Origin of the sequence: Lysinibacillus sp. Bpr_S20, from assembly GCF_023337835.1 — a bacterium.
In the GTDB taxonomy this organism is placed as follows: domain Bacteria; phylum Bacillota; class Bacilli; order Bacillales_A; family Planococcaceae; genus Lysinibacillus.
The window spans coordinates 658959-674374 of record NZ_JALNLQ010000002.1 but is presented as its reverse complement, the minus strand read 5'-3'; the positions used below and the strand labels follow the sequence as shown (position 1 = coordinate 674374).

At 38.1% G+C, this 15416-nt stretch carries 18 protein-coding genes; all 18 read right to left on the bottom strand.

Features of this window, described 5'->3' with window-relative positions:
• Positions 1–16: 16 nt before the first annotated feature.
• On the bottom strand, positions 17–448 hold the full coding sequence (gene fliL / locus MWJ95_RS07655) for a flagellar basal body-associated protein FliL (protein WP_249073124.1): 432 nt from the start codon (positions 446–448) through the stop codon (positions 17–19).
• Entirely contained in the window at positions 438–659 is a 222-nt protein-coding gene (locus tag MWJ95_RS07650) for a flagellar FlbD family protein (RefSeq protein ID WP_249073125.1), read from the bottom strand. Before MWJ95_RS07650 ends, fliL begins: the two co-directional genes overlap by 11 nt.
• A gap of 151 nt (positions 660–810) precedes the next feature.
• On the bottom strand, positions 811–1773 hold the full coding sequence (locus MWJ95_RS07645; RefSeq protein ID WP_249073126.1) for a flagellar hook-basal body complex protein: 963 nt from the start codon (positions 1771–1773) through the stop codon (positions 811–813).
• 79 nt (positions 1774–1852) lie between these two features.
• Complete coding sequence (locus MWJ95_RS07640; RefSeq protein WP_249073127.1) at positions 1853–2227, bottom strand: TIGR02530 family flagellar biosynthesis protein; 375 nt, start codon at positions 2225–2227, stop codon at positions 1853–1855.
• A 15-nt stretch (positions 2228–2242) separates the two neighbouring features.
• Complete coding sequence (flgD, locus tag MWJ95_RS07635; protein WP_249073128.1) at positions 2243–2920, bottom strand: flagellar hook assembly protein FlgD; 678 nt, start codon at positions 2918–2920, stop codon at positions 2243–2245.
• Positions 2921–2922: 2 nt separating this feature from the next.
• Positions 2923–4206, bottom strand: coding sequence for a flagellar hook-length control protein FliK (locus MWJ95_RS07630; RefSeq protein ID WP_249104903.1), 1284 nt, complete (start codon positions 4204–4206; stop codon positions 2923–2925).
• A gap of 21 nt (positions 4207–4227) precedes the next feature.
• Positions 4228–4833, bottom strand: coding sequence for a MotE family protein (locus MWJ95_RS07625; RefSeq protein ID WP_481817345.1), 606 nt, complete (start codon positions 4831–4833; stop codon positions 4228–4230).
• A 4-nt stretch (positions 4834–4837) separates the two neighbouring features.
• Positions 4838–5287, bottom strand: coding sequence for a flagellar export protein FliJ (gene fliJ, locus MWJ95_RS07620; protein ID WP_249073131.1), 450 nt, complete (start codon positions 5285–5287; stop codon positions 4838–4840).
• Between the two features lies 1 nt (position 5288).
• On the bottom strand, positions 5289–6614 hold the full coding sequence (fliI, locus tag MWJ95_RS07615) for a flagellar protein export ATPase FliI (RefSeq protein WP_249073132.1): 1326 nt from the start codon (positions 6612–6614) through the stop codon (positions 5289–5291).
• Positions 6615–6619: 5 nt separating this feature from the next.
• Positions 6620–7408 carry a flagellar assembly protein FliH gene (gene fliH / locus MWJ95_RS07610; protein WP_249073133.1) on the bottom strand — a complete coding sequence of 263 codons (789 nt, stop codon included), beginning with the start codon at positions 7406–7408 and terminating at the stop codon, positions 6620–6622.
• The gene (fliG, locus tag MWJ95_RS07605; protein ID WP_249073134.1) at positions 7401–8414 is read right to left on the bottom strand and encodes a flagellar motor switch protein FliG; all 1014 of its coding nucleotides are present in this window, start codon (positions 8412–8414) and stop codon (positions 7401–7403) included. Before fliG ends, fliH begins: the two co-directional genes overlap by 8 nt.
• 15 nt (positions 8415–8429) lie before the next feature.
• On the bottom strand, positions 8430–10022 hold the full coding sequence (gene fliF, locus MWJ95_RS07600; protein ID WP_249104901.1) for a flagellar basal-body MS-ring/collar protein FliF: 1593 nt from the start codon (positions 10020–10022) through the stop codon (positions 8430–8432).
• Between the two features lie 254 nt (positions 10023–10276).
• Positions 10277–10582: a flagellar hook-basal body complex protein FliE gene (gene fliE, locus MWJ95_RS07595; RefSeq protein ID WP_481817343.1), complete on the bottom strand. Its 306-nt coding sequence runs from the start codon at positions 10580–10582 to the stop codon at positions 10277–10279.
• Positions 10583–10605: 23 nt separating this feature from the next.
• Positions 10606–11067 (bottom strand): flagellar basal body rod protein FlgC, encoded by a 462-nt coding sequence (gene flgC, locus MWJ95_RS07590; protein WP_249073136.1) that lies wholly within the window; start codon positions 11065–11067, stop codon positions 10606–10608.
• A 3-nt stretch (positions 11068–11070) separates the two neighbouring features.
• Positions 11071–11463 (bottom strand): flagellar basal body rod protein FlgB, encoded by a 393-nt coding sequence (gene flgB, locus MWJ95_RS07585; protein ID WP_249073137.1) that lies wholly within the window; start codon positions 11461–11463, stop codon positions 11071–11073.
• A 1142-nt stretch (positions 11464–12605) separates the two neighbouring features.
• Positions 12606–13385: a GTP-sensing pleiotropic transcriptional regulator CodY gene (gene codY / locus MWJ95_RS07580; RefSeq protein WP_249073138.1), complete on the bottom strand. Its 780-nt coding sequence runs from the start codon at positions 13383–13385 to the stop codon at positions 12606–12608.
• An 87-nt stretch (positions 13386–13472) separates the two neighbouring features.
• Positions 13473–14870, bottom strand: coding sequence for an ATP-dependent protease ATPase subunit HslU (hslU, locus tag MWJ95_RS07575; protein WP_249073139.1), 1398 nt, complete (start codon positions 14868–14870; stop codon positions 13473–13475).
• On the bottom strand, positions 14870–15415 hold the full coding sequence (gene hslV, locus MWJ95_RS07570) for an ATP-dependent protease subunit HslV (RefSeq protein WP_249073140.1): 546 nt from the start codon (positions 15413–15415) through the stop codon (positions 14870–14872). Before hslV ends, hslU begins: the two co-directional genes overlap by 1 nt.
• Between the last annotated feature and the right edge of the window lies 1 nt (position 15416).

Below are 15416 nucleotides of genomic sequence, written 5' to 3'. Positions count from 1 at the left end.
TCAAGCAGTTTCTTTATTATTGGGTAGTGATGAAGGAGGTAAAATAAACTTCCTGAACTTCTCCCTCTTGCATCAATTCATTAATTTTAGTTTTTAATGATTTTTGGAATACTTGTTTACCTTGCTTACCTTCTAAATCTTTTTGCTCCAGTTCTGAAAGCTCTTGAATAACAATATTTTTCACTTGGAAATCACGCTTCGTTAATTCATCAGCAGCATCTTCATTTGATGTTTGAATTTTTAATGAAAAGCGGACAATTTTGTTATCAGCCAGATTTGTCGTAATTTCCGGAACTTCAACAGAAGCTTTTACGATTTCATCAATAGTTGGTTCTTGAGATCCAGCAGGCTTATTAAATTGGGTAAACAAAACAAACGCAATACCCCCAATAAGTATGATTGCTACTAGTAGGATGATAATTATCGTTAACACTTTGTTATTCTTCATCTTCTTCACCTCGTAGATGCGGGTTTGATAGTATTTGTATATTTTTATAAAAGGTATTTACCTTTTGTCGCACCTCATCTTGACTCTGTAAAACAATGATTTTGGTTCCAGTCGTTAATGTAATGGTCGTATCCGGAAAAGATTCGACCGTTTCTATGTATAAAGCATTCAATGTAAATGCTTTGCCATTTAAACGTGTTAGTTCAATCATTGAAATAGGGCCGGGTCTAGCACGAGAGCCGGCCCGACCCTCCCTCATATGAAATTATGTTTTTAGTTTTGAGCACTTTGTAATCTTAACCGGTATTTTCTTTACCTACATATTAAGTATGTTTCTCATACTAAAATCTACTGATGAAAACCTAGCGTTTTAAATTTACAAGCTCTTGCAGAATTTCATCAGAAGTTGTGATAATACGTGTGTTTGATTGGAAACCACGTTGCGCTACAATCATTTCAGTAAACTCCTCTGAAAGGTCTACGTTGGACATTTCTAGGAAGCCAGCTTCAACGGCACCAATCCCTCCGACTGTTCCAACTTGGGCGTATGGTTCTCCAGAGTTTGCTGTAGGTTGGTAGTAGTTACCCCCCACCTTTTGAAGACCACCAGCATTTGGGAACTTCGCTAATATAAGTTGACCTGCATATTGTCGTTCACCTTTATAGTCTGTATAGGTAACTGTACCATCTTGGCCAATCGACATTGATTGCGCCGTTGTAGGGATACGAATTGGTGAAATTTCTGATGCGAAATCCATTTCCTCTGCGATATTGCCTTCTATATCAGCTAGTCCATTCCCTGCTTTGTGTTCCTCAGCTGCAGCACCATCGATTGACTCATCAGCAGAAATCGATAACTCATCATTTGCGTGACCTACTAAATATTTACCATCGGCATTCACTAGGTATCCATTTCTATCCATATAGAAATTGCCGGCGCGTGTATAGAGAATATTGCTGTACCCTTCTGCATCAAGTGCACCATCCTCATCAGGTGCACCATTTGCATCACCCACCATGAAGAATCCATCACCAGCTATAGCTAAGTCTAACTCGCGAAAAGTATTTTGCATTGAACCTGCACCGTGAATTGTATCGATTGCAGCAAGTTGTGAGCCTAATCCGATTTGTTTCGCGTTAACACCACCACGAGTTTGAGTAGGTGAAGAGGCACCCGCTGACGTTTGAGACATTAAATCTTTAAATACTACACGTCCTTTTTTAAAGCCGTAAGTATTAACGTTAGCAATATTATTCCCAATTACATCTAGCTTCGTTTGGAAGTTTTTTAAACCTGAAATACCAGAATACATAGAACGTAACATAATGTCGTTCTCCCTTCGTCTTTTAATTGTGTGCTTCTATCAATCAGCACACTGGGGCTTCCTATCAAAGGTCCAGCCCTTACAGCACGATTGTGCCATCAATATTTGTAAATATTTGCTGTTTTGCTTCCGTGCGGTCCATTGCGGTAATGACAGTTGCGTTTTTAGCACTGACAATTAAAGCTGCTTGATCCATCAAGACTAATGGTTGTTTGACACCTTTCGAGTGCGCTTCAAATACCTTATCCGATACAGCCTGCCATTCTTGTTCAGATATCGCTATCTTACGCTCGATAATACGTTCATTCGCATGCTTGCTCACTTTTAATTCTTGCTGATTGGTAGCCTTCTGTAAATGAGTTTTAAACGATTGCTGTGAGTTTTTTATTGGCGTTGGTTGTGTCTGGCGAATAGATGGATGCAATGGTACACGGTGTATTGAAAACTGATCCATCATCCTTCTCCACCTCTATTCGCTAATTACGGTAAACTCTTTATCTGTTAATTTTTTATCATTGTCTAAGACATAATGAATTACGCCATCTTTATTCGAGACAGAAACGATACGCCCTTGCAGCTCTTGCTCGCCGTCTTTATAGGTAACTTTTTTGCCAATTAGTTTGCTTGCTTGTACAAGAGGAGACTCTTTTCCTGCATTATTTTCACCTGAACCACCTAAAATTGCTGATATATTACCAGGTGTTATTTTCTTACCATCAGTTAATACGAACTCTACACTGCCATCGACAAATTTTAATGACTCAATAATGCCAGTTCCTTCGTTAACTATGAAATCACCTTTATCATCCTTCTCATCTGTTATCTCATGCCATTTTACTTCCTTACCAATAAAGGTTGAATAACTCATCATCTGTGTTTGTTGCTGAGAAACAAGTAGTGATTCCATTGCCTTTGACATATTCTGCATCTGCTCTAATGAAGAAAATTGAGCCATTTGAGCAATAAAATCTCGGTCGTCCATAGGGTTTGTTGGATCCTGATGTTGCAATTGCTTAATTAATAATTGTAGAAAAGCATCCTTACCAAGTTCATTGCTACCTGTTTGCCTTACTGGCTTTTTATAATTCGAATAGTATAAGTCATCTGTAATTTTCCCACTCATTTTATTTGTCGTTGCATCTGCCATTCTTACACCTCCTCACTTATTAAATATTCACTAAACGATTTACCTTCATCATCATCGTCGTTTTTTTGCTCTTGCTCATCTTCCTGTTGTTGCCTAAAGAAATTATTGAAGAAGTTTTGGTCGCGTTGTTGGCGATCCGCGTCTTGCAATGATTGAGCAATATCGAGACGATCTACTTGAATATTTTGCTGTACAAAGGCTTGCTTTAGTTGATGTACCTGACTATCAAGTAATTCACGTCCATGAGCCGTTGAAGCGAGTAGACGGGCTGTCAGGACACCGTCATTTTGCACAAGCTCGATACGTATTGTTCCTAGATTTTCCGGATACAATTTCAATGATAAGCGTGTAATGCCTTGTGCATTCGAGATTTGGGCTTTATTGATAATAGCTTGCATCTCTTTCAAAAATGCCTCAGATTGTGCTGGCTTTGCAGCTGGCAGTGTTACTTGGAACGTGTCTGCTTTTGTTTGAACTGTATTAGAAGTCACCATTTCATTAGCACTTGTGTCCGCCTGCTTTGTCACTTGAACTTGTTGAACCACTTTCTGGAAGCCCTGCAACGGAAGCGTTACCGTTGTTTTAGTTGTTACTTGCTGTTCAGATAGAGTCGTTTCAACTTGTGTTTGCATCGTTGTCAAAAGACTTTTTATGTCCGTTAGCACGTTTTCTTGTGAAGCTGTTAAGTCCGTTTTTTGTCCAACTAATTGTGCTAACTTTAACACTTGAACCAATGGCGTTACTTCTTTCGGAGTCACTTGTCCTTCTCCTTGTAAAGCTGCTACGATTTGTGTTTGAAGCATTGGTGCTTGAGCATCTACTAGTGATAAAAGCTCCCATACATCTTTTGCTTCTTTATCCTCTCCTAGCAACTGTTGTACTAATTTCTGAAGTTGCTCGGCATCAATTCCCAATGCATCCATTAGGTTATCAAGATTTAACATTTCATCTATAGCGACTGCTTTGCCTTCTTCACCAATTTGAAGCATTAACAGGCCATCGTCATGTGAAATTCCTAGTACATCTAGTACGTCTTCTATAGAATCAGCATTTAAAACAGCTGCTAACTCAGAGGTATCTATTTGATCTGCCGACTGTGTAGGCTGCTGTGTTTTGTTTGAAGAAGAAACTATCTGTCCAAAAACAGAACCAAATGTTGCTAAATTTTCTTTGTTCGACGTTCCATTTACTTTTACATTGGGATCGCCTGACATTGAAGGCTTCGAAGTTGCAGTATTAGTTGGTATAGCCTTAGACATCATTTGCATCATTGCTACATTCATCATTTCACCTCCCTTCAGATTTCCTTATTGTTTAGCCATCATTTCTGTATATTTCGCTGCATCTTGTGGATTCATTTTTTCTAGAATCGCAGCCAATTTGTCTGGTTTTAAGTTTGTTAAAATTCGTAGCGCTTCCGTATCGCTCATTTTTACAAGAACCGGCGCTGCGGCTTTAGGGGACATTTTATCAAATGTTTTTAAAATATCATTAAAGTCACGCTTTACGTCACTTTGCTCCCTATTTAATTTTTCATTTTCAAATTTCTGCTGTTCATTTTCTGTCGTTAGCTTTTCTTTTTCAGTGGTAGCTGTATCCAACTTTTTTTGTAGCTGTACGATTTCCGCTTCTTTTTCTTGTACTTCAGCCTGTAATTTTAAAACCTTTGAATCATTATTAACTACAGCATCTTTTGCTTGTTGTTCTTCTGAAGGAACGAATGGTAAGCTTTCAAATGCTTTCTTCCCTAAATCAAAGACATTCGTATTCATTAGGGTTGCAACAACAAGTAAAACCGCCGCTACAAACATGATAGGTATTACAAACCATAAAAAAAACTTTCGAAAGCCTCCTTTACGTTTAGGCGGTTGTTCTACTAATTCTGTTTTAAGTCGATTATCTGTTTTCGCCATGAAATCACCTGATTTCCCTCTTGTTATACGTAAGCGATGAAATCTCATCTAAAAAAATGCCCTCAATACGATCTTGTTCCTGCTGAAACACGTTAAAATCCTTCTCTCGCATTTTTTCAAATTTACGTACTTCCAAGTTTTTTTCTAATAATTTTTCTTCATGCCAATTCATTTTTGCACGAGCTTGAACAACTTTCTGCTGTACATCAGCAATTGTTTTTTCAAGACTATCAATAAATCGTGCGTAGTGATGAACTTCCTCTATTGATGAACCTACAGCTAAACGCTCCTGCTGAAACTCTATTAAATCTTCTTTCTTTTTTAACAACTCATATAGCTTCGTTGCAATTTCTTCAAAAGAACGTACAGATTCTTTATAGGCAATTTCGGTTTCATTTTTTTCCTGCTCTCGAATGGTTAACACTTTTTCAAAACGATATATATAGCTTACCATCCTATTTTCCACCACCGTTCGATAATGAAATTAACTCATTCTTACTTTCCTCTAGGGTCACTTTATCTAAATAGCCCTGCTTTAAATAAGCGGTAATGAGAGGTTCATAGTAAATGGCTTCATCAATTTCCTTTGATGTTCCTGTCTTATAGGCACCGATATTAATTAGATCCTCTGACTTGTCATATGTATAATAGAGCTCTCTTAATCGCTCTGCAGCTTTTTTGTGCTCTGGCTCTGCCACATGATTCATCAAACGGCTAACACTTTTTAATACATTAATAGCTGGATATTGACCTTTATTGGCAAGATTTCGATCAAGGACTATATGTCCATCTAAAATCCCCCGTACTGTATCTGCTATTGGCTCATTCATATCATCACCATCTACTAACACTGTATAAAAGGCAGTGATAGAGCCTTTCTCATTAGTCCCTGTGCGTTCTAATAGTTTAGGTAGAATTGCGAACACAGATGGCGTATATCCTTTTTGAGCTGGTGGTTCACCTGTCGCAAGACCGATTTCACGCTGTGCCATAGCAACACGAGTCACAGAGTCCATCATCAACATGACATTTAAGCCGCGATTTCTAAAATACTCGGCAATTGCTGTTGCGGTAAAGGCCCCTTTAATTCGCATTAGTGCAGGCTGATCAGAAGTAGCCGCTACTACTATTGATCGACTTAAACCCTCTGGCCCTAAGTCACGCTCTATAAACTCACGAACCTCACGACCACGCTCTCCAATTAGCGCAATTACGTTTAAATCCGCTTGGGTATTGCGCGCAATCATACCGAGCAATGTACTTTTCCCGACCCCAGAACCAGCGAAAATACCAACACGTTGACCATTGCCCACTGTTAGCATGCCATCAATTGCTTTCACACCTACTTCAAGTCTCTCGTTAATAGGTGGGCGTGTTAGCGGATTGGGTGGATCCTGCTCTGTTGGAACCGTCTTTAATCCTTTCGGTAATCCTGTTCCATCTATCGGATTCCCCATTGAATCAAGTACCTTACCGATTAGCTCAGGGCCCACTTTTACCTCAAGTGGTGCCCCCGTACCTTCGACTAGGCAGCCAATCGATATTTCCCGAAGAGAAGTAAACGGCATTAAGACGACAATTTCATCTTTGAAGCCTACAACCTCTGCTAAGATAATTTGATGGCCATTTTTAGAAGTTTCCACATGAATTTTACAGACATCACCAATGGAACTATCTGGACCTTGCGACTCAATCATCAAGCCGACAACTCTAGTTACTCTACCAAACTTTTTAAAGGTTGGTATTTGAGGAATTTGTTCGATTAATTGAGCCGTTTTCATCTAGATCATTCCTTACTTTCTAATATTTCATATAGCTTCAATCTTAGTTCGTTCAATTGCCCATCAATGCTTACAACAATACGGCCATGATTTGTTTCAATATAACAATCTGTTTCATTTTCTAACTCCTCATTTACAAAAATCATAAATGGTACGTCAGTTGGGAACATTTCAGCCAGTTCATCCCGATTAGCGGTCATTAATGCATAGTAGGTAGGTGAAACATAAATTTTTATTTCTTTCATTTCCCGTGCTTCTTTAAGTCCTCTACGAACGATTGAAACAAATAATTCGTTGTCTCGCTCTAAGGATGCATCAATAATTCGCTCTGCTGCCGTTAAGCCTAACTCTAAAATAATCGATTCTTGATCTTCAATATATTTTCGAGCATTATCCCTCGCATGAATGATTATTTCATTGGCCGTTTGGAGAGATTGTTCCATCGCTTCATTCGCTTTGTTTATCCCATCCTCATAGCCTTGACCGAATCCTTCATCATAAGCTTCTTGCACTCGGTTAGGTCGTTCTTCTTCCCACCCTTGCTTTAAATGCTCAAGATCTTGAAAGAACTTTTGCTTCTCTTGTTCAAAAGCCTCACGTTCAGCCTGTAAGGTAGCTCTAGCCTCGGCCAGTAAACGTTCCCGCTCTTCTAGCACTTCTTCCATAGTTATTTGTTTTTGAGGTAAAATGTCTCCATCTTCTACCTCTTGCATCTCAAACATGTCACGGATTTGAATCTTTTTGACATGATCGCCATTGGACTGTGTGTATACAGAACGGATGATTCTAGACAATGACGTCATCTCCTCCACCACGTGCAATAATAATCTCACCAGCATCCTCTAAGCGACGAATAACTGCAACAATTCGGGATTGCGCTTCCTCTACATCGCGTAAACGTACAGGTCCCATAATCTCCATTTCTTCCTTAAATGTCTCAGCCATACGTTGTGACATATTACGGAAAATAATATCTTTTACTTCTTCACTTGAAACCTTCATAGACAGTAGTAAGTCTTCATTTTCACAATCACGAATAACTCGTTGAATCGAGCGGTTGTCAAGCGTAACAATATCCTCGAATACAAACATACGTTTTTTGATTTCTTCTGCAAGCTCTGGATCTTGAATTTCGAGTGCATCGAGAATCGTTTTTTCTGTTTGTCGATCTACACCGTTTAATACTTCAACAACTGCGTCAATGCCACCAGTTTCCGTGTAATCTTGTGTAACCGTTGATGATAATTTACGTTCTAAAACTGATTCAATTTCGCTAATAACTTCTGGTGAAGTTGATTCCATCACAGCAATACGTTTAGCGATATCAGCCTGTACTTCTTGTGGCAATGAAGATAAAATAACACCCGCTTGCCCAGCCTCTAAATAAGATAGAATAAGGGCAATTGTTTGTGGATGTTCATTTTGAATAAAGTTAAAAATTTGTGCTGGATCAGCTCTACGTGCAAAGTCAAAGGGACGTACTTGTAAAGAAGATGTTAGACGATTAATGATTGTTTGCGCCTGTTCTACACCAAGTGCTTTTTCCAATACCGTCTTCGCATAACCAATACCACCCTGTGTAATATAATCTTGCGCAAGTGCAATATTGTGGAATTCTTCAATAATTTCCTCTTTAACATCTGATTCTACTTTTTTAACACTTGAAATCTCTAATGTTAAACGTTCAATTTCTTCTTCTGTTAAATGTTTATAGACAGAAGCTGAAACCTCAGGCCCTAATGAAATTAATAAGAGAGCGGCCTTTTGTTTTCCGGTTAATTCCTTTTCTTTCTTGGACACAGTCGAACCTCCTAGTTAGTCTTCCGCAATCCAACTACGCAGTAACTTCGCAAAATCGTCTGGCTTATCTTTAGCCATTTTTTCAAGCTGCTTACGACGCATTGTAGCTTCCGTTTCAATTTCTTCATTAATATCTTCAATAATTAGTTCTTCTTGTTCATCTAGGATACTAAGTTCTTCTTCTTCTTGCGCACGTTTACGTGAACGAATAATAAAGAATGCAAGCAATAGTATTACAGCAAGTAATATGCCACCTACTACCCATATCCACCATGGAATAACAGATTTTTCACTAGCCGTCTCTGTTGCTTTCCCATTCAATGGATGCACCGAAACAGCTACTTTTTCATCGATTTGATCTTGAGTAAGTTCAGCTGCTACATCTTTAGAAATCGTCGTACGAACTATAGTACTTAAAATTTTCTGGATATCCTCTTGAACGCCATCTGGTAATGTTGCTGCATCAGTTGCCGTCGGTGGTTCAACAATTACTTGGATACCAATATCTTGAATTTTATATGGTGCCTCTTGGATATCTTTACGTATACGGTTTACATCATTATTTATTGTCTCTTCAGTACGCTCGTAATCTCCATTACCGTTTGCACCTTCGTTATAAGTTGTAAAGTTGTCTGTCGTCGTTTCAGCTTCAGGTGTACCAGTGGCTGCAGCCCCTGTACCAGAATATTGCTCGGTAATACGTTGAGCACTTATTGCGATGCCTTCCATATTCTCTTCGTCGACTGGTGTAACAAGGTTTTCTTCACGATTTTCTTTTTTGAAATCAATGTCTGTTGTCACAGAAACTATTACTTTATCTTGCCCCATAAGCGTACCTAGCATATTTTGAACTTGGCGCTGTAGGTCACGCTCAACTAATTTCTTCGCTTGTAACTGACCTTCAGCTGTCGTTGTCGACATTCCATCAGTCGTCGCAGCATGCAGATCAAAGTAATCAGAAAATTGGTTAGAAATCACAATATTATCCGTATTTAAATTCGGAACACTTTTTGCTACTAAATTGTACATAGTAGCAATTTGTTGCTCTGTAAATTTATAACCAGGGTCTGTATTCAAAACAATAGATGCCGTCGCTTCATCTTTAACATCCTTTAAGAATACTCCCTCTTCTGGAAGGTTAATCATTACCTTTGCGTCTTTTACACCATCTAGATTTTTAATGAGCTTTGCAATTTCTGTTTCAGTTGCTGCTTTTTTTAATAGATTAAACTCATTATCTGTCATACCGAATCCAGAGCTATTTGCAAAAGAATAGTCAATTGATCCAGTTTGCGGATATCCTTCAGATGCTAACTGCACTAACAATGAATCTACTTGTTCTTCGGGTACTAAAATCGAAGTCCCTCCCGGTGCAATTTCGTATTTTACACCTTGGGTGTCTAACGCTTCCTTCACTTGTCCGATTTCTCTTGTCGATAAATCTTTATAAAGTGGTACATATGTAGTTTTTGTAGCAAAGATTGTAATAGCTATAGCAAGTGCTATAACGCCTAATACAGAACCTATCATTACAATTTTTTGTTTTTTACTACGACTTGTCCAAAATTGGCTGGTGTCGTCTTTTATTTTCGTCAATCGTTCATTCATTATGAATCCTCCGGTTATAGTGAATAACCTATCCATCTAATAATTCGCGAAAACAGTGATATCCCATACATTCAATCATAACAGGCTGATTTCCATTCTGACTGGTCCTTAGGGCGTTCAGCCTTTACTCCAATCAAGTAACAAATGTTATCCCAAACTTTTGGTAATGAGCCTTTCAATTTCTCATTTAAAAAATGTTTAATTTATAGGATATATCTTTATTTAACAGTGACTTTATCACTTGTTTTATAAAGTTAGACACTCATTCGCATTATTTCTTGGTAAGCTTCAATCACCTTATTGCGAACTTCAATTGTTGCATTTAATGTAATGCTCGCTTTTTGTGATGCTATCATCACTTCGTGCAACTCTACATTTTCACCATTAATTAACTTTTGGGTTAGATTGTCAGAAGTAATTTGTTGATCATTAACTTTCGATATTGCTTCTTTTAACGAGTTCGCAAAGCTCTGTTGTGCTTCATAAGGTGTCGTATTTAGTTTATTTGTTTCATTTACAACCTGCGTAGGTGTCATTTGTGAAACGGACGAAATTGTCATTATGTATCTTCCTTTCTTGTTATTTATCTTCCAATCTCTAAAGCCTTTGTCAGCATAGATTTATTTGCATTCAATACAGTTACGTTTGCCTCGTAGGAACGAGTAGCTGACATTAAATCTACCATTTCTTTTAATGGATCTACATTTGGCATATTTACATAACCATCTGCATTTGCATCTGGATGAGTTGGATCATACACAAGTTTGAAAGGTGTTTCTCTATCTTCTTTTATTTGCGTTACTTTTACGCCGTTACCGACACCACTTTTTGCATTTTTACCGAGTGCGACATTAAAAAACTTTGAAAACTGTCCCTCTTGCGCTGTAAATGTCACAGACTTTCGGCGGTATGGTTCCCACTCCCCATTCACTTGTTTAGCACGCATTGTATCCATGTTTGCCATATTTGAAGAGATAACATCCATTCGTAAACGCTGTGCTGTTAAAGCCGAGGCAGTGGTATTCATTCCATGAAAAATTGACATCTATTACTTACCTCCTTTAATAACAGTATTTAATGTGTTTAACTTACCGTTCATGCGTTCAATTAATGCGTTGTAATAAATTTGATTTTCCGCAAGCTTCGTCTGTTCCGTATCCATATCCACAGCATTACCATTATTTCGATAACGTAAGCCATTAACATTATTCACACCAGGTGTAGATTGTCGAATCTCGAAATCATAATGTCTACGATCAGTACGATACGCAGAAATCGACGTTTGTTTTTCTTTCTCCAACATATCTTTAAAACTTACATTTTTCGCCTTATAGTTTGGCGTATCGACATTCGCAATGTTATTAGCAATTGTTTTATTATTCAAAGTTGCATAGGAAAGTCCATTCTCCAGGCTACTAATAGTTCCTCCAAACAAATCCAAAACATCCACCTCATTTTATGTACTTCTTTTTTTATCCAATACTACAATTGTAATTAAGATGATACGTAGTGTCTATTGTCTTTTGTCACTTTTTACTAGTTCACGAGACCTATTTTTATACACAAATAACCAGGACAATACTTCCGCACCCCTTGTGCCACATAGCTTTACGGCACCCAAACTACTTCTAGTCAATTTACACTATATAGGCAGTGTTTTCGGTTTTATGATTGATTTTTTTCCTTTTTTTGACAAAATAACGGTAGACACAGTGTCTAAATTAAAGTTCCTTTTTACTACCAAGAGTTAAAGATTAATATTTCAAAAATTCAGAATAGTAGTTCCATACTGTCTTATAAGTAAAACAATAGGAGTATACACTTTTTTTATTTATGCAATAAGTAATGCGAATGCCAAAAACTTAACCTAGGGATAAAGCTTTAATAATAGCATATACGATGGTTAAAATCTTACCTACAGGAGTTAAGGAAAAAGATTAAAACACAGACGATTCTCCCCCCACATTTAGTACTATAACATAGTTTGACATAATTAGAAGTAATGTCAAACAGCCAAAAATTTCGTCGAATAATAGAAAAGTACGAAAAGGCAGCTGATTCACAAATATTCCAGCCGCCTTCATGTTACTTATGAAATTTTTGTGTCATTGCACCTCGGAATATTACATCCGGAATCGGCTTTATGCTTAGTCTGCAGATGTTTTTTTGCTCGAAAGGACAGTACTAACGTAGCGGCAGTATACAATAGCCTGGTTTTGCCTGTGCGAAAGCGAAGCAACTACATCAACAAAACAGGATGGCCAACACGATGGCGGTCATTTCGGTAATGCCAACGGACGCGACGTTTTACCGTTGCAGGTCCCAATAGCCTTTATCGCATGAATGCTATAATTTTAGGCTAACATCCTGTAAGAACCTGTAAGAACTGCTTTACGATTCCGCAACACCTTCCAAAGGCTTTAGGCCAATGTCTTAAAAACGTAGCGCAGCAACATATTATTGATCACTCCGTAATGAGTTTTTGTTTCGCTTTCGATACACAAAACATTGATAAAAAAGTAAAAAGGCATGTGGAATAAAATTATTCCACATGCCTTACAACGTTCCCAGAGAACGTTTTTATTATTTCATTTTAATTTCAGCTAATGCATTTAAGAATTTATCGTTAAGTACTTTAATGTAAGTACCTTTCATACCTAGAGAGCGAGATTCGATTACACCTGCAGATTCTAGTTTACGTAATGCGTTTACGATTACTGAACGTGTGATGCCAACTCGGTCTGCAATTTTTGAAGCAACAAGTAAGCCTTCATGTCCATCAAGTTCTTCAAAGATATGTTCAATAGCCTCTAACTCACTGTATGAAAGAGAGTTAATCGCCATTTGTACAACAGCTTTGCTTCGAGCTTCCTCTTCAATTTCCTCAGATTTCTCACGTAAAATTTCCATACCAACTACTGTAGCACCATACTCAGCTAAAATTAAATCATCATCCTCAAATTGTGAAGATAAACGAGCAAGAATTAATGTACCAAGACGCTCACCACCACCAACGATTGGCACAATCGTTGTTAATGCATTTTGGAATAGTTCTTTATTTTCAATTGGGAAAGCAGTATGCTCGTCATTAATATCTAAGTTTGAAGAAGTTTCAGAAATTGTGAACAAGCTATGTGTATATTCTTCTGGGAATTGACGCTCTTCGAACATCTTTTTCATACGTTCGTTTTCAATTTGTTGGTGAATTGAAATGCCTAAAAGTTTCCCTTTACGGCTTACAATATAAACATTACTGTCAATAATATCTCCTAATGTATCTGCCATTTCTTTAAAGTTTACTGGCTTACCAGCAGAAGCTTGAAGCATTGAGTTAATTTTACGCGTTTTTTCTAATAAATTCATTATATGTTCCTCCTATAAATAATCCGAAGAGTATTTACTTAATATTCTAAAGTTTTTTACAACTGAATGAAACTATTCAGCCTTTTCTTACAATATAAACTGTGACAAATCTTTGTTTTTTACTATACCCGCAAGTTTTCGATCTACATATGCAGCATTGATTGGAATATTTGCAGGTGCAATTTCTGCAGCTTCAAACGATAATTCTTCCAATAAACGTTCTAATATTGTGTGTAAACGGCGAGCTCCAATATTATCAGTCTCCTGATTGACCTCGGTTGCAATCTCTGCAATCCGTTCAATTGCATCTTCCGTAAAGTTTATTTCCACGCCTTCTGTCTCTAATAACGCCTTATATTGCAAAACAAGTGATTGATCTGGCTCTTTCAAAATACGTACAAAATCTTGTTTTGTAAGTTTTTCAAGCTCTACTCGAATCGGGAATCGACCTTGCAACTCAGGAATTAGATCAGATGGCTTTGACATATGAAATGCTCCAGCAGCAATAAACAGCATAAAGTCTGTTTTAACAGCACCGTACTTCGTTGTTACAGTAGAACCTTCAACGATTGGCAGAATATCACGTTGCACACCTTCACGTGATACATTCGCAGAGGAGTTACTGTCCTTACTAGCAATTTTATCAATTTCATCAATAAAAATAATACCTGACTGTTCAGCTCTTGAAATAGCTTCTTGTGCAACTTCATCTGCATCTATAAGCTTGTTCGCTTCTTCAATTGTTAAAATACGGCGCGCGTCTTTCACTTGTACACGACGTTTCTTCTGCTTTTTAGGCATCAAACTAGATAGCATATCCTGCATGCCACTGTTTGCAGACATATCCATGCCCGTTCCTTGTAACGCATCAAAAATAGAAGGGTTTTGTTCAGTTACTTCAACTGTAACCCATTCATTTTCTAATTTACCATTACGTAAATCGATAGCGATTTGCGCACGTTTGGAGCGCACTTCAGTTTCTTCAGAGGAATCGTCATTGGTTTGCTGTTCTTTCCCACCAAATAACATTTCAAATGGATTTTGCATGGACTGTTTTTTTCGTAAGGACGGAACCAATAACTTAACGATAGCTTCGTTTGCCAGTTCTTCTGCTTGGTCCTTCACAGACTCCATCATCTCTTCTTTTACAAGACGATAAGAAGCTTCTACTACATCGCGTACCATTGACTCTACGTCGCGTCCAACGTACCCTACTTCTGTAAACTTTGTTGCTTCTACTTTCACAAATGGTGCATTCGTTAACTTTGCAATTCTTCGGGCAATTTCTGTTTTTCCGACACCTGTAGGTCCAATCATCAAAATATTTTTCGGAATTACTTCAGCCTTCATCTCATCACTTAATAGCGAGCGACGATATCGGTTACGTAGCGCAATCGCTACCGCTCTCTTCGCTTCATTTTGTCCAACGATATAACGATCCAAATGCTCAGTAATTTGTCTTGGCGTTAAATTATTTTTTGTCATTAGTTAAGCGCCTCCACGATAATATTATGATTTGTAAACACACAGATTTCAGCAGCGGTTTCTAATGCTGCCTCTGCAATTTCACGAGCAGACATTGTGTCACCCGCATATTTTTTCAGGGCACGACCTGCTGATAATGCATAGTTACCCCCAGAACCAATTGCCAAAACCCCGTCATCCGGTTCAATTACTTCTCCAGTACCCGAAACAAGAAGGAGTGTACTTTTATCCATTACAAGTAGCATGGCCTCTAATTGACGTAACATTTTATCACCGCGCCACTGTTTAGCCACTTCAACCGCCGCACGTTGCAAATTACCATTGTATTCATTTAACTTTCCTTCAAACATCTCAAAAAGTGTAAATGCATCGGCAACCGATCCCGCAAATCCTGCAAGTACCTGCCCATTAAACAGACGTCTGACCTTCCTTGCTGTACCCTTCATTACAACCGCATTCCCTAGGGTTACTTGACCATCACCTGCCATAGCGCAAGCTCCATTATGATGAACTGCAAATATCGTTGTCGCATGTAATTGTCCCATT